Genomic DNA, 18,090 nt, shown 5'->3' on the forward strand with positions numbered 1-18,090 from the left:
CTTCACGCTAGCGGGTTGAGCATGCGATCCGCTGCATACGCTCGAGCTGCACAGCGCACGCCCAGGTGCCCCTCAGAAGCGACGCGCGATCCTCGTCGCCCCGATGCAGGATCGCGAGGGGCTAGGAAGCGAGCGTCTCGGCGCGGCTCAACTCGAGCAGCTCGCGCAGCACCGTTCGATCCACCTTCGAGAGTCGGGTGATGTACAAGCACGCCTTGCTCGCCCGATGCGGTCCGAGCGCCTCGAGCGCTTCGGGCCACCGTTCGGCGAAGTCGCTGACGAGGTAGAGCGTGTGCTTCGTCGCACCGGAGGCGAAGGCGAGCACCGGCATCGTTCCCGAGTGCCCGCTCTCGTACTCGTAGCGCTGCTCGCCGAAGCCGATGATGCGATTCGCCCAGACGACGGGCGTCTCACCGCTCACCTCCTGGTGCAGGGCGAGCAACTCATCGGCCTCCCCGCGACGCGCACCGGTCACGCGGTCGAGCACGGAAGCGACCGAAACCTCGGACGGCGACATCGCCGGGGTGCGCGCAGACATGTTCGCTCCTTCAGTCGGGTTCTACGTCACTGTGACGCGCTCGGTCGTACGCGGCGAGGGCACGCGCGCGGGTCGCGCGGAGGTCGACGATCTCGGGGAACAGCACACTGTCGTTCGCCCACAGGTTGACATAGTGTCCGTCGGGATCGAACTTCTTCTGCTGGGTCGCCGGGTTGAAGATGCGGAAATAGGGTGCGGCGTCGGCTCCGCACCCGGCCACCCACTGCCAGTTGAACGGGTTGCTCGCCGTATCGGCATCGACCAGTGTGTCCCAGAACCAGGCTTCGCCGATCCTCCAGTCCGTGAGCAGGTTCTTCGTCAAGAACGACGCGGTGACCATGCGCACCCGATTGTGCATGTAGCCGGTGTGCCAGAGCTCGCGCATTCCCGCATCGACGAGGCCGTATCCTGTCTTCCCCTGCTCCCACGCCTGCAACTGGTCGGCGTCCGGCTCCTTCCATGGGAAGCGGTCGAACTGCGGATTGAGCCCGTGCAGATGCAGCGGCGGATTGTGGAAGGTCGTGTGCCAGGCGAACTCGCGCCACCCGAGTTCCGAGAGGAACGTTCCGACGTCGGCGCCCGAAGCGAGCGACCGGTGCCACACCGTACGCGGGCTGATCTCACCCCAGCGGAGGTACGGGGAGAGCCCCGAGCAGACGTCCTCCGCCGGGAAATCGCGGCGACTCGCGTACGCGTTCGTCGGACCGGAGAGGAAGCGCTCGAGCTGCTGCAAGGCCTGCTGCTCCCCCGGCTGCCAGCGCTCGGCGATCCCTGTAGCCCAATCTGGGTGAGTCGGCTGCAGCTGCCAGTCGTCGAGTGAGTCGCTCGGCAGTGAGATATCGGCACCGCGCAGCTCTTCGGGGATCGGGAGAGGCTTCGACGGTTCGGGCATCGAGAGGCACGCCCGCCAGAACGGCGAGTACACGCGATAGTGGCCGCCCGTCTGCGTCTCGATCGTCCAGGGCTCGAAGAGGAGCCCGCCGATGAACGAGTGCGCATCGATACCGCTATCCCGCAGCCGCTCCTTGATGCGCGCGTCGATGTGCCGCTCGGCGCCGTAGCGCCGATTCCAATACACGTGATCGGCACCCGTTTCAGCCGCGACGTCGAGCACCACCTGCTCCGCAGCCCCGCGCCGCAGCACGAGCGGCACTCCGTGCCCCTGCAGAGCCTCGGCGAGTCGGGAGAGCGACTCGTGCAGCCACCACTTCGCGGCACCGCCGAGGGCCCGTGTCTCCACCGATTCCTCATCGAGGACGTAGAGCGCGACCGCACCGTCCGGATCGGCGGCGCCCGCCGACAACGCTGCGTGGTCGGCAAGTCGCAGATCATCGCGGAACCAGATCAGTGCGGTCATGTGCCCATCGTAGGGTTCCAGACCGACCGCGCGCCCGGGCTTGCACTGATGCTTCTGCTTCACTGAAAAATCAAGGGGGTGATGCTGTTCTCGAGCAGAACGCACACTGGATGCTGTCGTTCCCGCTAAACCGTGTACCCCATGCACTTGCGAGTAAACGACGCATCGCCCCTTCCAATGCCTGTGCCGGGAGGGGCGATACCTTTTCTCGGGCGAGGAGATCGCGACTCGTCCAGAGTTCAAGCGACCTCTGCATCGGTGCAGAACGCAAAAAAGAACCCCCGCGTGTAGAAGCCACGCGAGGGTTCAGTGGCTCCGACGGGCGTCGATCCCGTGACCTCTCGATTTTCAGTCGAACGCTCTACCAACTGAGCTACAGAGCCAGGCACTCACCTTAGGCGACCGCCGGAGACGAAGAAGCCCTTCCGAGGAAGGGCTCTTCATCCAGCGACCCTGACGGGACTTGAACCCGCGACCTCCGCCGTGACAGGGCGGCGCGCTAACCAACTGCGCTACAGGGCCATAATGTGTTGCTATTCAATTGTATTTCGGTAAGAGTGACCCCAACGGGATTCGAACCCGTGCTGCCGCCGTGAAAGGGCGGTGTCCTAGGCCGCTAAACGATGGGGCCGAAGCGATTTCTCGCTTGCTACCGAGATGAAATCTTACGGGGGTTCTCCACTGCGGCGCAAATCGAGCCCGCGATCGCGGTATCTCTGGCGTGTCGCGGCGGGAGCTAGGACGCGTGAGCGGCCAGTAAGGTGCACTTCAGGCGCGAATAATGCACCTCACTGACCGCTCGCCCGCACCGCCCCTACCAGTGCCGGTGCTCGTGCGATCCCGACAGATCGGTGCGGTAGTCGGGCCAGGGCAGGTCGATCGGCGGCTCGAAGTCCGCAGGCAGGAGCGGCGGCACCGGATCGGCGGCCGTGCGCTCCGCGAATTCCCGTCGCGCCTCGGCGAGCACCTCCGGCTTTGTGAGCAAGTCGAGGAAGGTGCCGGCGACGGTCTTCCCAGCGGTCACGATCGTGGGGGCGATCGTCTCCGGGATCCCCCCGAGTGCGTTCATCACCCACGAAGGGTACGGTCCTGCGCCCGGAACGGGTTGCAGCGCGGGGCGCGACACGTAGAAGCGCACGAGCGGCGCGTAGTGACTCATCTCGACGTAGTCGTCGCTCGTCCAGTTGCGCTGCCAAGCTGGCATGTGCTCGCGCAGCCCGCGTTCCGCCTCCTGGGGCGTGATGAGCTGCTCGGTCTCGGCGAGGAAGGGCCGTTCGCTCGGCTCCAGCCCGAGCGAACGCTGCACCTCCTGCGCCACAGCGACCGCTTCCGGTCCGTAGCTCGGCGCCCCCACCTCCGACAGGTTGTCGAAGAGCACCGTTGCCATCGCGTGATTCGTGCGGCCGGGGCGGCTGCGCGCGATCCAGCGCTCTTCGAGTTCGCAGTGCCCCATCGAGGCCGCTGCCGCAGCGTTGCGGTCGAGCACCTGCAGAATGTGCTCGGCCATCTCGATGTCGGGCGTGCGCCACGAGAACTGCACGCGAGCGACGCGCTGGGGCAGGTTGTCGGCGGTGGCCTGGCCATCGGTCAGGATCGCATCGGAGAAGCTCCATCCACCCGTCGCGGGCAGCATCGCGTCGAGCATGCTCCGCGATGCAGAGTACATCTGCATGAGCGACAGGTTCGCGCCGGGGGCGCGTGCGGCCGAGTGCGACGCCGGGATGGGCGAGTTCGGATCGGCGCTCGACAGCTGCCACTGCTCGGGGTGGTCGCAGATGAAGCTGTACACCTTGCTGTAGTACGCGCCGCACTGGGTGTCCCAGCGAGCCGTGTTGCACAGCGGCAGCATGTAGAAGGGGTGGAAGGAGACGATCGCGTCGGCGTCGTCGTAGTACCCGCGCAATCCGTGCACGACCTTCGACCCGTGCATCTTCTCCGCGGGCTCACCCGTGTAGTGCAGGGCGCCGACGATATCGTGCTGACGCATCGCGTGCTGCGTCGCGAGCACTCCTGCGAGTGTCGAAATGCCGAGCACGGAGTGCGGGTCGGTGTGCCCTGGCGCGAACCGCGAGAGGCCGTCTCGCGGCGCCTCCGTCGTCGCTGCGGCCTGGCTGTTGCCCGGCACGGCGTCGTACTCGGCGTAGGTGAGGAGCGTCGGGCCGTCTCCGTTCGACCAGCGGGCGCTGAATGCGGTGGGCATGCCTGCCGAGCCGTCCTCCACGGTGAAGCCCTCGGCGCGGAGCCGTTCGACGTACCACTGCTGCGAGCGGTACTCGCGCCATGCGGGCTCCGCGAGCTCCCAGATATGGGTGTGCCACTCGGTGAGCTGCTGCAGGTGCTCATCGATCCAGGCCTGGGCGGTGCGCTTGGCCGCTGCGGTGAGTTCGGTCACGATCGCGGTGTCCTTTCTGCTGCGGCGAGCGCGCGCACTGCGTGCTCAGCCGGCCGGTTGACGGGTGAGTCGGGTACCCCGTTCTCGGCGAACGACGCCCCGTTCTGCGCTTGGATGCGGACATACTCGATCTCGGTGCGCGCCGAGAAGTACGCGATGTGCGGTGTGAGCACGACGTCGCGGCGCCCGACGAGCGGGTGCCCATCGCTCGGCGGCTCTTCCGAGAGCACGTCGAGCGCCGCTGCCGAGAGCTGCCCGGCGTCGAGGGCTACGGCGAGCGCGGGTTCGTCGATGAGCCCGCCTCGCGACACGTTCACCAGTACAGCGCCCTGCGGCATCTCGCCGATGAACTCGGCGTCGACCATGCGCTCCGTCTCAGGTGTGAGCGGCAGGTGCAGCGAGAGCACGTGCGAGGATCGCCGCACCTCGTCGAGGTCGGTGCGCGTGACCCCGAGACGCTCCAGATCGGCACGCACCTCGGCGGTGTCCGGGAGCAACGGGTCGTACCCCAGCACGCGCCCGAACAGCGGGCCCGCGAGCCTCGCGAGTTCGCGACCGATCTTTCCGAGCCCCACGAGCCCCAGCGTCGTCTCGCTGAGACGTGCCGGCGCGACCGCGGCGCGAGAGTTCCAGTCACGCGGAGTGGCGGAGTCGAGGTAGAAGGGCAGTTGGCGAACGGCGTGGAGCAGGATCGCCAGCGCGTGCGTCGCCACCTCCTCGGTCGCAGCGCCGGGAACGTTCGTCACCCACACGCCTCGCTCCGTCGCGGCGTCGATGTCGACGTAGTCGAAGCCCATCGACATGAGTGCGATCACCCGCAGGTTCGGCAGCGCCTCGATGATCTCGCGCGTGACGCTCGCGTACCCGGGCAGGAGCACCTCGGCGTCGCGCGCCCCCGCGATGATCTCCGCGGCATCGCGGGTGCCGAGCACTCGGACGGTGTAGCCCGCGGCTTCGAGCAGCTTCACCCCCGGCGTGATGTCGGAGTCGTCGGCGTCGGTGTAGACGGCGACGGGGCGCGCGCTCCGTGTGTTCGTCGTCATCGCTGCACCTCTTCCGCGTCGAGTGCGAAGGTCGCCTGATCGATGTGGATCAGTTGCAGACCGCCGCCCGCGACCGCAGCGTCGACGGCCGTCGCGAGCTCCGCGCCGTTCGTCGCACGGTGCCCGGCGCCGCCGAAGGCCGCGGCCACCGCCACCCAGTCGGGCTGCACGAGATCGACGCCGACCGGGGCGATGCCAGCGTCCGCTTCGTTCTGCTTGATCTCCGCGTACCCGCCGTTGTCGACGACGATGACCGTGACATCGAGGCGCTGCTCGATCACGGTGATGAACTCCTGCATGGAGAACATGAGCGCACCGTCACCGGTCACCACGAATGCCGGCCGTTCCGGCGCAGCGATGCGCGCGCCGAGCGCCGCCGGCAGGCCGTACCCGAGCGTCGCGTAGGTCGCCATGTAGGGCGTCGAGTTCGGCTCGGAGACGCGCAGCGTGTTCAGCAGCCCCCAGTAGGCGATCTGCGACGAGTCGGTGGCCACGATCGCCCGCTCGGGCAGCGCCTCGGCGATGCTCTCCGCAAGCCCCGTGTTCTCGGCCGAGAGGTCGGCGGATTCGGCGCGTACGAGCTCGCGCGTCTCCGCGACCGACGCCTCGGCCCGCTCGCGGCGGGCGATCGCGGCAGCCGCATCGACTGGATGGGCTTCGAGCGCGGTGAGGATCGCGGCGAGCGCCTGCGATGCGTCCGCGACGATGCCGACCTCGGCGCTCTGATTCTTCTCGATCTGAGAATCCAGCAGGTCGATGCGGATCACGGCGCCCTGCGCTTCGAGGCGGTCCGCCCAGAGCTCGGCCTCGCCGAGCTTCGAACCGACGACGAGCAGCACGTCAGCCTGCTGCGCGCGCGAACGGGCCGCAGCGAGCCGCAGACTCGACCCGATCGCGAGCGGATGGTGCTCGTCGAGCACTCCCTTGGCGTTCAACGTCGTGACGACCGGTGCGGACAGCCGCTCGGCGAGGGCGCTCAGCTCTTCGGAGGCCCCTCGGGAGCCGCCACCCGCGAGGATCACCGGCTCACCTGCCTCGGCGAGCAGCCGCGCGGCAGCGGCGACGCGCTCCGCATCGGGAGCGTTCACCGGCGAGAAGGTGCGCGGCGCGAGGGCTGCGGCTGGGATATCGGCGACCTCTTCGAGCAGGTCGAGCGGGATCTCGATGTACACCGGCCGAGGTCGCTTCGTGGCGAAGAGCTCGAACGCGTCGTGCACCGCCGCGACGGCTTCATCCGCGGACTGCACGCGGCGACCCCACTCGACGATGGCGGAGGCGGCGGAGAGCTGATCCTTCGTCTCGTGGAGCGTGCCGACATCGGCGAACTCGGCGCCGCGCGCGGGCCCTGGCGACACGATGATCATCGGACGCGACTCGCAGTAGGCGGTGCCAGCGGCCGAGAGGGCGTTGAGCAGACCGGGCCCGCTCGTCGTGATGACGACACCCGGCAACCCGGTCTGCAACGACCAGCCGTCAGCCGCGTAACCCGCGCCCTGCTCGTGGCGGGTCGTGACCGGGCGGATCCCGAGCGCGCTGAGCGGCCGGTAGAGCTCGAGGTTGTGCGTGCCGGGAATGCCGAAGACGGTGTCGACGCCGTAGCCGCGGAGAGTTTCGATGACAACCCAGCCGGTGGTGCGGCGGGCCTCGGTCGTGGTGACGCCGCTCATCAGCGCGCCTCGTCTGCCGCGAAGCGGCGGCTGCCGTCGACCCAGGTCTCGTGCACCGTGATCGCCGCGATCTCGCTCCCCGCGACCTCGAGCGGATCGGCTCCGAGTACGACGAAGTCAGCGCGCTTGCCGACGGTGATCGAGCCAAGCTCGCTCTCGCGGCCGAGCGTGATCGCTCCCTCGAGGGTGTGGCCGCGGAGGGCGGCCTCCGGGCTGATCCGCAGGGAATCCGGTCCGAGCTGCGCGCCACGACGCGTGATGCGCGTCACCGCGGCTTGGATCGCCTCGAGCGGACGCGGCTCGGCGACGGGCGCATCCGAAGAGATGGTGACGGGCACACCGGCGGCGACGAACTCGCCGAGCGGGTTGAAGCGCTCGCCGGGCGTGCCGATGGCCTGTTCCACGCCCTCGCCCCAGTTGTAGTAGTGCTGGGTCTGGTTGACGGGGCGGATGCCGAGCTCGGCCATGCGGGTGATCTCCTCCGGCGTCGGCAGGCCGCAGTGCTCGATGCGGTGCCTCGCGTCGGCGTCGGGGCGCTCGCCGAGCGCCTGCTCGATCGCGTCGACGACGAGCTTGATCGCGGTGGGCGACTGGGCGTGCGTCGCAGTCTGCAGACCGGCGGCGTGCGCCTTGCTCACGAGCTCCGTGTACTCGCGCGGCTCGTGGTAGAGCTGACCGGTGCGGCAGGGATCGCCGACGTATCCTTCCGGGAAGTACGCCGTCCACCCGCCCAGCGTTCCGTCGGCGTAGAGCTTGATGCCCGTCGCCGAGAGGAACGGGTTGCCGAACGGGCCGGTGAGCCCGAGGTCGAGCACCTGATCGAGCAGGTGCGAGAGGAAGTACATCGATACGCGCATGTCGAGCGCACCGCGATCCGCGGCTTCGAGGTACGCCGCGAACTCGCGCTTCGACACCTGCGCATCGCCGATCGCCGTCACTCCCCCGCGCAAGAACTCGCGCTGCACCAGGTCGAGCTGGCGCTGGTGCTCCGCTGGCTCGTCGCCCAGGTGGAAGTTCGGCCCGTGATGCCCGATCTTCACGCCGTGCAGCCCGGTCAGCACGTTGCACGCGGCATCCGACAGCTCGCCCGTGAGCTCGCCATCGGCATCCCGGAAGAACTCGCCGCCCTCGGGGTTCGGAGTATCGCGGGTGATGCCGAACTTCTCGAAGGTGAACGTGTTCACGACACCGCCGTGACCGGAGGCGTTCATGATGTACACCTCGCGATCCGTCGCGATCTCGTCGAGCTCCTGACGGGTCGGGTGGCGGCGCTCCACGAGATTGCGCTGCTCGTACCCGTAGCCGCGGATGGGCGTTCCGGCAGGCAGCTTCTCGGCGCCCTCGCGCATGCGGGCGACGATCTCAGGGATCGATCCGGCCTGAGCCGGCGAGATGTCGATCCAGGTGAGCATCTGGCCGTACATGAGCGGGTGCGCGTGCGGATCGATGAATCCGGGAACGATCGTGGCCTCGGGGTACTCCGCCCGCTCGGGCGTCAGCCCTGCGGCGACAGCCGCCGCCTCGACGTCGGCTGCGCTCCCCACGGCGAGAATTCGCCCGCCGGCGCTGAGGAACGCCTCGGCCTCCGGGGTTTCGGCGTCGACGGTGAGGATGCGCTTCGCGGTCACGATCGTGGGGATCGAGTCGCGGGCGTCGTAGGTGGCGAGCTGTCGCACGGTGCTGCTCCTTGAGTGAGGTGGTGGTTATTTCCGGGCTGCTGAGCGGCCGGAAGTGGAAACGGCGGTGGTATCGAGGCGCGCCTTGAGCGAGCCCGTCGCCGGAGCCGTGTCGGAGTGCTGCGGCGCGAACACCGTGCCGAGAATCGCGAGCAGTGCAAGCAGTCCGAAGAACGCGATGACCGACCAGAAATTGCCAGTCGCTACGAGCAGGCCGGTGGCGATCGCGGGCGACAGACCGCCCCAGACTGCGGCGCCGATGCCGTAGGAGAGCGACATCGACGTGTAGCGGGCCTGCGGCCGGAACATCTGAGCCATCAGTGTCGAGAGGGGAGCCCAGGCGCCGCTGAGCGTGAGCCGCAGTACCGAGACGAAGAGGTAGATCATCGCGACGTTGTGCGCGTCGATGAAGAGCACGAGCGGAATCACCGTGACGAGCGACAGTCCGGAGCCGAGGATCATGATCGTCTTCGCACCGATCTTGTCACCGAGCAGGGCGAGCGGCAGCGTGACGAGCGTCTCGACGAACGCGGCAACGGTCATCGCTCCGAGGATGATGTCGGCGTCCAGGCCGATCTCGGGGCTCGTGGCGTAGCTCTGCACGAATGTGGTCGCCAGCACGTATCCGCCCGAAGCCATCGCGATGATGCCGAAGCCGAGCAGCATCGGCCACCAGTTGTTCTTCAGTGCGAAGAGAATCGGCGTCGACTGCTCGTGACCCTCGATCTTCGCCTCGAAGACCGGCGTCTCCTCGACGCGGTAGCGCACCCAGAAGCCGACGCCGATGAGCACGATGCTGAACAGGAACGGGATGCGCCAGCCCCAGGTGAGGAGCACGTCGTCGCCCATGAGGGCGAGGATCCAGAAGGCGCCGGTCGACATGAGCGCGCCGAGCGGGTTGCCGATCTGCGTGAAGCCGCCGTAGAAGGTCTTGAACTTCGGGGGTGCGCTCTCGACCGCCATGAGGCTCGCACCGCCCCATTCGCCGCCGACCGCTAGGCCCTGCGCGATGCGGAGCACGATGAGCAGGATCGGGCCCCAGATGCCGATCGTGTCGTACGTCGGGAGTGCGCCGACGAGCGTCGTCGCGATGCCCATGAGCAGCAGCGTGATCGTCAGCGCCGGTTTGCGGCCCAGCTTGTCGCCGATGTGGCCGAAGATGATGCCGCCGAGCGGGCGGGCGAAGTACGCGACCGCGTACGTGCCGAACGAGGCGAGCGTGCCGAGACCCCGATCGAGCTCCGGGAAGAACACGACGGGGAAGACGATCGCGGCAGCCGTGGCGTAGACGTAGAAGTCGTACCATTCGATCGTGGTGCCGACGGCTGCGGCGAATCCTGATTTGAGCGCTCGACGGTGAGTGTTCACCGGGGCGGTGGCGGTAGACATACGGAAGCTCCCTTGCTTGAGGACAGCGCGATGCGCGCAACTGGAACGACTGTAGGCCAGCCGACGCGCTCGTGCACGGAAAGCGTTCGTCGATGCCGGGTGTTTCACCGCCCATTTGCAGCCGCGAAACCTCGATATTCCGATTACGCTTGCAGAAGACCAAATTTTGCCGCGTTCTTGCGGGCCGCTCGACTCAGATCCGCGTATTTCGAGAAGCCCTGAAGCGACGCCCGCTCACACCCAGAGGAGACGTTGCCGTGCAGCCGATCACCCGTCGCACGAACGCGCCGCGCACGCCGCAAGGCGCGGCTGATCTCGACGAGTTCGACGCCGCCCTCATCCGCGCCCTCCAGGCCGACGGGCGCGCCAGCATTCACGATCTTGCGATCCAGCTCGGCGCGAGCCGCGACTTCGTCGCCCAGCGCATGCACTTGCTCACGCACGGCGGGGGCCTGCGCGTCGTCGCGGCACTCGACCCCGGGTTCGTGGGGCACCACGTGCTCGTGCACGCCAAGGTCGAGGTCGACGGCCCGATCGCCCCGATCGCGGAAGAAGTCATCCAGCTCCCTGACGCGGTCTTCGTCTCCATGACGAGCGGCCCGCTGCCGCTCGTTTTCGAGTCCCGGCACGGCGACGGCCACGAGCTGCTCGACGTGCTCGATCATGTGCGGCGCCTGCCCACGGTGCGGCGCGTGCTGGTCTCCACGTACGTCGAAGTGCTCAAGGGATTCTTCGTCTCGCACGGGCAGACCGACATCGTGCTCGATCGGATCGACTACGAGCTGATCGCCGTGCTGCAGCAGGACGGGCGCACGAGCTACCGAGCGCTCGCCGACACCGTGCACCTCTCCCCCTCGTCGACGCGGGCACGCGTGCAGCGGCTCATCGACGCCGGCGTCATCCGCATCGCCGCGATCAAGTCCGGGAGCTTCTCGCGCAACCGTCTCGCAATCGGCGTCGGCATCACCATCGACGGCCCTCCAGACCCCATCAGGGAGTTCGTCATGGAATCGCCGTACATCGATTTCGCTGTGCGTTGCCACGGAAGCTACGACTTCATCGCGACGCTCGTGTCAGCGTCTTCCTCGCAACTGCTTCCCGCCATGGACGCGATGCGTGGACTTCCGGGCGTCAGTGCGCTCGACTCGTGGACGCACTACGACATCGTCAAAGAGGACTACGCGCGAACGCTCGGCCGAGTGCTCGTCAGGGAGTGAGCGCGGAACCGGGCTGACGTGGCTCAGTAGCCGCCGAGCGCGCGCTGCACGCGGCTGAGCGAGATGTTCTCGTGCAGCATGACTCCGGAGCTCGTGCGCTGCTCGAAGTGGTAGCCCATCCGGCCCTGACGGAGCAGTCCGATCAGGTGCGGTTCGGCTGCGTTCCACATGATCCAGGTGGGAAGCCCCTCGGAGTTCTTGCCGAGGTAGGTGATTTCGATATTGCGCGACCCGATGCGCTGCACAACGGGCATCAGCTTATTCTTCGACAGGGCGACGCTGCCGGTATCCGCCTGCTCCATCTCACTCATAGCACGATCCTAGCGAATCAGGCGTGTCTCGGGCACCGAAACGGCCGATGAGGCGCGGATGTGTTGACCGATTCGTGCGTCGGGGGGATCAGCCGCCCGCAGAGCCGCTGGGCGGCCGATCCCGGCGCTGCATCTGCTCGGCTACGCGTGCGCGAAGAACGCGCCCGTGATCTTCGCGAGCCCGTGCAGGTCGTCGACGTGCGCGAGCTCACGTGCCGAGTGCATCGAGAGCAGGGGCACGCCGACGTCGACGGTGCGGATGCCGAGGCGGGTGGCGGTGATCGGGCCGATGGTCGAACCGCAGGGCACCGTGTTGTTCGAGACGAACTCCTGGGTCTCGACTTCAGCTGCTGTTCCGAGCCGGCTCCACAGCGCGGCGCCGTGAGCGTCGCTCGCGTACCGCTGGTTCGCATTGATCTTGAGCATGGGCCCGCGACCCGCGAGCGGTCTCACCCTGGGATCGTGCTTCTCGGAGTAGTTCGGGTGCACCGAGTGGCCGGCGTCGGCCGACAGGCACCAGGAGGCCGCGAGCGCGCGAGCCGCGTCTTCTCCGGTCGCGTGCAGCCCGCCGCGAAGTCGCTGGAGCACGTCTGCGAGGAAGGGACCAGCGGCACCCGAGCGCGTGTTCGATCCGAGCTCCTCATGATCGAACGCCGCAACCATCGAGATGGTGCCGGGATGCGGCTCGGTCTCGATGAGCGCCGCGAGGCCGGCGTACGTGGAGCTCAGGTTGTCGAGGCGGGGCGATGCGAACAGTTCGGCATTCGCACCGATGCGCTGAGGCCCGTGCGTGTCGTACAGGCGCACGTCGACGCCCGCGAGGTCGTCGGGCGTCAGCGCGGCACGCGCAGCGGATCGGGCTGCAGCGCGACCGCGGCCCGATCCCGTGCGCCCGCCGCCGAGCTCCCGCACGAGCAGTGCGAGTATCGACACCTCTTCACCGGCCAAGCCGATGATGGGCTGCGTGTGCCGCTGCCGATCGAGGGTCAGATTCTTGTTGGCGTCGCGGTCGAGGTGGATCGCGAGCTGCGGGATGCGCGCGACGGCGCCCGTGCGGACCAGGTGCTCGGCCCCGTCGCTCGTGACGACGCGACCGGCGAACCCGAGATCGCGGTCCAGCCACGAGGTGAGCAGCGGGCCGCCGTAGATCTCGACGCCGACCTGCGCCCACCCGTCCGACTCGAAGTCGGGCCGCGGCTTCACCACGAACCCCGGCGAGTCGGTGTGGGCGCCGAGCACCCGCACGGGGCTGGTCGCGTCGACGTCGGCTCCGGCCCGCCACGCGATCACGGCGCCGTCGCGGCGCACGAATCCTCGACCCGAGGCCTCGAGCGATGCCCACGCGGCCGTCTCATCGTGCTCTGCGAATCCCGCCTTCGAGAGGGTCTCGCCGAGCGCCCCGGCCGCATGGTACGAACTGGGCGACGCCGATACGAAGTCGCCGAACGCTCCGATGTAGGCGTCGCGATTCTGCAGCAGTGAACGGGACACGGGTGTCAGGCTCCTTCGCCGGCGGCTGCCGAAGGGGTGAAGTTCGTGGCGTACTCGGCGAGCAGTCGTGCTCCGAAACCCGTTGACCCGACGGAGCGCCACAGGTCGTCGCTCTCCGACTGCATCGTTCCTGCAATGTCGAGGTGGCCCCAGGGAGTGCCGTCGACGAACTCGTTCAAGAACAGCCCGGCGAGAATGACGCCGGCGTACTGCCCGCCGATGTTCGAGAGATCGGCCACATTTGATTTGAGCTGCTCGCGGTACCGGTGGTCCAGCGGGAAGCGCCAGATGTTCTCATCGGTCGCGTCGGCGGCGGCCTGGAGCTGCGCCGCCACGGCGTCGTCGTTCGCCAGCATGGCGGCGGTGCGCGTGCCGAGCGCGGCCATGGCGGCCCCGGTCAGCGTGGCGATGTCGACGATCGCGTCGGGACGGCGCTCGTCGATCGTGCGATCCTCGGTCGCGAGCACGAGGCCGTCGGCCATCACCAGTCGACCCTCGGCGTCGGTGTTCTTGACCTCCACCGTCTTGCCCCCACGGATCGTGAGCACGTCGCCGAGCTTCGTCGCACTGCCCGACGGCATGTTGTCGGTGCACATGAGCCAGCCCGTGACCGCCGTCTTCGCGCCGAGGTCGCGCAACGCGATCATCGACGAGAACACCGATCCGGCGCCCATCATGTCGAACTTCATGGCGGCGTGCATCGCGTTCGAGGGCTTCAGGCTGATGCCGCCCGAGTCGTACATGATGCCCTTGCCGATGAGCGCGAGGTGGCCCTCCGGATCGGCCGGCCGATAGGAGATCTTGATCATGCGGGGCTCTTCCACGCTGCCGGCGTTGACGCCGAGCAGCCCACCCGCGCCGAGCTCGATGAGCTGCGCACGGTCGAAGATCTCCGTTTCGAGCCCGAACTCGGGCGCGAGCCGCTCGATGACCTCGGCGAACTTCTCCGCGCTGAGGTGACGCGGCGGGGTGTTCGCGAGATCCCTGGCGACGCTCGCCGACCGTGCGAGGATCAGCCCGCGGTTCACGCCGTCGCGCGCCGCTTCGGCATCGGAGTCGGAGACTGCGATTTCGAGCGAGGCGAGCGCGACCGTGTTCGGTTCGCCCTTGAGCGCGTCGTAGCGGTAGCGGGCCAGCATCGCGCCCTCGGTGGCGGCGAGTGCCGCGTCTGCGACTGAGAGCCCGTCGCCCTGGGATACGACATCGCGCAGGTCGACTGCGAGGTCGGCGACCTCTCGAGCCGCACGCGTGAATGCGGCAACGGCATCGCGCAGCTGCGCGGTCGAAGCGATGCCGTCGCCGGTTCCCACGAGCACCTGCAGATGCGCTCCCGGGAGCACGAGGGTCTGGTTCTTCGCGGCGGTGAAGCCTGCTGCGGCGAGCGCTTCGCGGTCGACCGACCCGAGGCCCTCGGGCAGATCGCCCTCGCTCGATACGAAGCGGGCGACGGCAGCAGCCGCGTCTCCTTCACCCCCTGTCACGACGCGTACCGAGGCCTGGGCGGCGAGGGAGGGGACGGGATCGAATGCAGGGTCAATCACAACGCTCATGGCGTCCAGACTAGCCCTGACCGCAGACATCGCTGCGCTCAATCCGCTGCGAGTGCAGCGACGGGCGAGAGCCGGATCGCGCGTCGTGCCGGCACTGCGGCCGCGCCCACCGCGAGCACTGCGCCGAAGACGACGACGCCGAGCAGCACGGGCCACGGAACCGTGGGAGGGGCGAGCCCGACCTGTGACCCGAGGAGTGACTGAGCGGCCACCCAGCCGTATCCGATGCCGAGCACGAGGCCCAACCCGAGCGCCGCGATCGTCATCTGCGCGCTCTCCGCGATGATCATGCGCCGAACCTGCGCTCCCGTGAAGCCGAGCGTGCGCAGCAGCCCGAGCTCCCGCGTGCGCTGCAGCACCCCCAAGGAGAGCGTATTCACGAGGCCGACCGCCGCGATGACGGCCGAGAAGCCGACGAGTCCCGTGAAGATGCCCGTCGTGATGCTGAGCGTCTGATCCAGTGCACGGGCCATGGCTGGATCGAGCTCGAACGCGAGCAGCGTCATCGATCGGTAACTGTCGAGCGCCACAGCGAAGAGCGTCACGAGCGTGACCCCGATCACGAGCCCGATCGTCGAGCGCGCGCTCCGTTCCGGGTAGCGCACCGCGTTCGCGGCAGCCAGCGCGCCGGTCGGCCCCCGCCCCACGATGCGACCGGCCAGTCGCAGCACGGGAGGCATGATCAGGTGTGCGCCGAGCGCGATCCCCGTGAACGAGGCCAGGCCGCCGAGGAAGGCCACGAAGAGTCCGAGCGGGGTGAGGAACCCGAGCACCAGGCCGAGGGCGAGCAATGCGCAGCCCGAGACGATCAGGATGACCGCCCACACCGACCGCCCGGAGCGACCGCGCGCCGCCTCGGGCCGGGGCTCCACGACCGCGCCGGTCGCGGCGATCGGAGAGACGGCTGCAACCCGACGCGATCCGACCCAGGCGGCCGCCCACGTCGTGAGCGCCACGACCGCGACGGCGATGAACGAGAGCGGATCGAAGAGCGGATACTCACGGCCCTCAGGCAACCACCCCAATGCCGGTCCGAGCCTGGTGACTCCGAATGCGAGCGCCTCCGCGAGCCCCCAGCCGACGACGGCCCCGAGAGCTCCCATGATGAGGCCTTCGGCTGCGACGCGCGAGCGAACCGAGCGAGCCGTGGCGCCGACGAGCCGGAGGAGCGCAATGATGCGCGTGCGACCCGCGATCACCGTGGCGAAGGTGTTCGCGGTCACGATGGCGCCCACGTAGAGCGCGATGATGATGAAGATGACGCTCACCATCAGCAGCACGAGCCGGAAGGTCCCCGATTCTGCGATCAGTGCCGGGTCGAGCGCCGCGGTGAGGATGCCGGTGCCGAGGATCAGGGTGACGGCGAAGAGGGTGCTGAGCGCCGCCACCACGATTGTCGCGACGTGCTCGCGCAGCTGTCCCGTCGCAGTCCCGACCGCGCTCATGCGCGCTCACCGAGGCCGGCTGCGGCCCCCCGTTCGAGCCCCAGCATCGTCTCGGAGATCTGCTCGGGCGACATGGCGCCGCGGTCGGCGACGATGCGGCCGTCGGCGAGGAAGAGGATCCGGTCGGCGTGGCTCGCCGCGATCGGATCGTGCGTCACCATTGCGATGCTCTGCCCGGACTGATCGACAGCCGATCGCAGCAGACTGAGCACTTCCCGCCCGGTGCGCGTGTCGAGAGCGCCCGTCGGTTCATCCGCGAAGATGATGTCGGGCTGCGTGGCGAGAGCTCGAGCGATCGCGACGCGCTGCTGCTGACCGCCCGAGAGCTCGTGCGGTCGATGGGTGACGCGATCGGCGAGACCGAGGCTGTGGAGCAGCGCGTCGATGCGGGCGAGTTCCTCCCGACCCGGCTTCACTCCGTCGAGCTGGAACGGCAGGAGGATGTTGCCGCGAACGTCGAGGGTGGGCACGAGGTTGAAGGACTGGAACACGAAGCCGATCCTGCGCCGTCGCAGCCGGGTCAGTGCGGCATCGCCGAGCCCCGTGATCTCGTCGCTGCCGAGCCACACCCGCCCGCTCGTCGGGGTGTCGAGGCCGGCCATCACCTGCATGAGCGTCGACTTCCCCGACCCCGACGGGCCCATGATCGCCGTGAACTGCCCGCGCGCGATGCCGATCGAGACGTCGTCGAGCGCGTGCACCCGCTGCTCGCCATCGCCGTAGTACTTGCCCAGGTCGGCGACGAGCGCGACCATTTCTCTTCCGCCAGTTCTTGTCTGCATACTCCGAAGGTACGAGCGGGGCGCGCTCGTACGGATCGTGCCGGAGTACGACATCGATGGGTCTACGGTGCCGTTCGCCGCCGGTACCAGCGGGCGTTCGAGAGCGAGGCGTCGCACGAACGGAAAGTGTATGCGCGGGAATATAGTTGGGAGCCCGGAGTTGTACCGGGCATGAAAGCATTCGGATTCCTCTCGTTCGGGCACTACGGCCCCGTTCCCGGTTCACGCGTCCGCACGGCGGGCGACATGCTGCGTCAGACCGTCGAACTCGCCGAGGGCGCCGATGAGATCGGCGTGAACGGCGCGTACGTTCGCGTGCACCACTTCGCACGGCAAGCGGCCTCGCCGATCCCGCTCCTCACCGCGATGGCCGCCCGCACGAAGCGCATCGAAGTCGGCACCGGCGTCATCGACATGCGCTACGAGAACCCCCTCTACCTGGCCGAAGAACTCGCCGCGCTCGACCTGCTCGCCGATCAGCGCATCGCGATCGGCATCAGCCGCGGCTCCCCCGAGACCGCACTGCGCGGCTACGAAGCCTTCGGGTACGGCGGATCCGACGACCCGCGCGGCGCCGATCTCGCTCGAGAGAAGTTCGACGCGCTCCTCCGCGCGATCGATGGCGAAGCCGTCGTCGACAGCGATCCGCAGATGGCTCCCCCGGGACGGCTCGCCATCGAGCCCCGGTCGCCCGGGTTGCGCGACCGCATCTGGTGGGGCGCAGGATCGCGCGATTCCGCCGAGCAGGTCGGCCGGCAGGGCGTGAACCTCATGAGTTCCACCCTCCTCACTGAAGCGACCGGTCAGCCGTTCCACGTCTTGCAGCGGGAGCAGATCGACCGCTACCGGGAGGCGTACCGCGAAGCGGGTCACACCGGCAGCCCGCGCGTCTCCGTCAGTCGCAGCGTCTTCCCGATCGTGTCGGCCGAAGACGAAGCGTACTTCGGGCTGCGCTCCCGCGAGAACATGGACCAGGTCGGCATCATCGACGGGTTCCGGTCGACGTTCGGCAAGACCTACGCCGACGCCCCCGACCGGCTCATCCAGCAGCTCAAGGCGGACGAGGCCGTCATGTCGGCAGACACGCTCATGCTGACGATCCCGAACCAGCTGGGGCCCGAGTACAACCTGCACGTACTCCAGGCGTTCGCCGAGCACGTCGCGCCCGCGCTCGGGTGGAAGCCGAACACGGAGGGACCGGTGCAGGGCGACGCGATGTGAGTGCGCCCGGT

The 18,090-nt window shown here is 68.3% G+C and carries 14 protein-coding genes and 3 tRNA genes; 2 read left to right on the top strand and 15 right to left on the bottom strand.

The window, feature by feature from the left end:
- Positions 1 to 121: 121 nt before the first annotated feature.
- From JE033_RS05105 to JE033_RS05150, 10 genes are all read right to left on the bottom strand, one after another.
- On the bottom strand, positions 122 to 538 hold the full coding sequence (locus JE033_RS05105; RefSeq protein WP_200329868.1) for a DUF1801 domain-containing protein: 417 nt from the start codon (positions 536 to 538) through the stop codon (positions 122 to 124).
- Positions 539 to 548: 10 nt separating this feature from the next.
- Positions 549 to 1,895 (bottom strand): deoxyribodipyrimidine photo-lyase, encoded by a 1,347-nt coding sequence (locus JE033_RS05110; RefSeq protein ID WP_090147017.1) that lies wholly within the window; start codon positions 1,893 to 1,895, stop codon positions 549 to 551.
- A 310-nt stretch (positions 1,896 to 2,205) separates the two neighbouring features.
- A tRNA-Phe gene (locus tag JE033_RS05115) sits at positions 2,206 to 2,278 on the bottom strand.
- A 65-nt stretch (positions 2,279 to 2,343) separates the two neighbouring features.
- Positions 2,344 to 2,417, bottom strand: a tRNA-Asp gene (locus JE033_RS05120).
- A gap of 36 nt (positions 2,418 to 2,453) precedes the next feature.
- Positions 2,454 to 2,526, bottom strand: a tRNA-Glu gene (locus JE033_RS05125).
- A 183-nt stretch (positions 2,527 to 2,709) separates the two neighbouring features.
- Positions 2,710 to 4,287 carry an amidohydrolase gene (locus tag JE033_RS05130; protein ID WP_200329870.1) on the bottom strand — a complete coding sequence of 526 codons (1,578 nt, stop codon included), beginning with the start codon at positions 4,285 to 4,287 and terminating at the stop codon, positions 2,710 to 2,712.
- Positions 4,284 to 5,330, bottom strand: coding sequence for a C-terminal binding protein (locus tag JE033_RS05135; RefSeq protein WP_200329872.1), 1,047 nt, complete (start codon positions 5,328 to 5,330; stop codon positions 4,284 to 4,286). The genes JE033_RS05130 and JE033_RS05135 overlap by 4 nt, the downstream gene beginning before the upstream one ends.
- Entirely contained in the window at positions 5,327 to 6,997 is a 1,671-nt protein-coding gene (locus JE033_RS05140) for a thiamine pyrophosphate-dependent enzyme (RefSeq protein ID WP_200329874.1), read from the bottom strand. The genes JE033_RS05135 and JE033_RS05140 overlap by 4 nt, the downstream gene beginning before the upstream one ends.
- Positions 6,997 to 8,673: an amidohydrolase gene (locus JE033_RS05145; RefSeq protein WP_200329876.1), complete on the bottom strand. Its 1,677-nt coding sequence runs from the start codon at positions 8,671 to 8,673 to the stop codon at positions 6,997 to 6,999. Before JE033_RS05145 ends, JE033_RS05140 begins: the two co-directional genes overlap by 1 nt.
- A 27-nt stretch (positions 8,674 to 8,700) precedes the next feature.
- Complete coding sequence (locus tag JE033_RS05150) at positions 8,701 to 10,062, bottom strand: MFS transporter (protein WP_200329878.1); 1,362 nt, start codon at positions 10,060 to 10,062, stop codon at positions 8,701 to 8,703.
- A 257-nt stretch (positions 10,063 to 10,319) separates the two neighbouring features.
- Between JE033_RS05150 and JE033_RS05155 the strand changes: the two genes are divergently transcribed.
- On the top strand, positions 10,320 to 11,279 hold the full coding sequence (locus JE033_RS05155) for an Lrp/AsnC family transcriptional regulator (RefSeq protein WP_090147004.1): 960 nt from the start codon (positions 10,320 to 10,322) through the stop codon (positions 11,277 to 11,279).
- Between the two features lie 23 nt (positions 11,280 to 11,302).
- On the opposite strand, the gene JE033_RS05160 is transcribed toward JE033_RS05155, so the two are convergent.
- From JE033_RS05160 to JE033_RS05180, 5 genes are all read right to left on the bottom strand, one after another.
- On the bottom strand, positions 11,303 to 11,590 hold the full coding sequence (locus tag JE033_RS05160) for a hypothetical protein (protein WP_090147002.1): 288 nt from the start codon (positions 11,588 to 11,590) through the stop codon (positions 11,303 to 11,305).
- A 141-nt stretch (positions 11,591 to 11,731) separates the two neighbouring features.
- A complete protein-coding gene (locus JE033_RS05165; protein WP_370567903.1) occupies positions 11,732 to 13,081 on the bottom strand; it encodes a M18 family aminopeptidase in 1,350 nt (449 codons plus the stop codon).
- 5 nt (positions 13,082 to 13,086) lie between these two features.
- The gene (locus JE033_RS05170) at positions 13,087 to 14,631 is read right to left on the bottom strand and encodes a M17 family metallopeptidase (RefSeq protein ID WP_200329880.1); all 1,545 of its coding nucleotides are present in this window, start codon (positions 14,629 to 14,631) and stop codon (positions 13,087 to 13,089) included.
- Between the two features lie 38 nt (positions 14,632 to 14,669).
- Positions 14,670 to 16,076 carry an ABC transporter permease gene (locus JE033_RS05175; RefSeq protein WP_200329882.1) on the bottom strand — a complete coding sequence of 469 codons (1,407 nt, stop codon included), beginning with the start codon at positions 16,074 to 16,076 and terminating at the stop codon, positions 14,670 to 14,672.
- Positions 16,073 to 16,831: an ABC transporter ATP-binding protein gene (locus tag JE033_RS05180; protein WP_200329884.1), complete on the bottom strand. Its 759-nt coding sequence runs from the start codon at positions 16,829 to 16,831 to the stop codon at positions 16,073 to 16,075. Before JE033_RS05180 ends, JE033_RS05175 begins: the two co-directional genes overlap by 4 nt.
- Positions 16,832 to 17,029: 198 nt before the next feature.
- On the opposite strand from JE033_RS05180, the gene JE033_RS05185 reads away from it, so the two are divergent.
- Positions 17,030 to 18,079, top strand: coding sequence for an LLM class flavin-dependent oxidoreductase (locus JE033_RS05185; protein ID WP_200329887.1), 1,050 nt, complete (start codon positions 17,030 to 17,032; stop codon positions 18,077 to 18,079).
- Positions 18,080 to 18,090: the final 11 nt, after the last annotated feature.

Source organism: Leucobacter sp. L43, assembly GCF_016597785.1.
Taxonomy (GTDB): Bacteria; Actinomycetota; Actinomycetes; order Actinomycetales; family Microbacteriaceae; genus Leucobacter; species Leucobacter alluvii.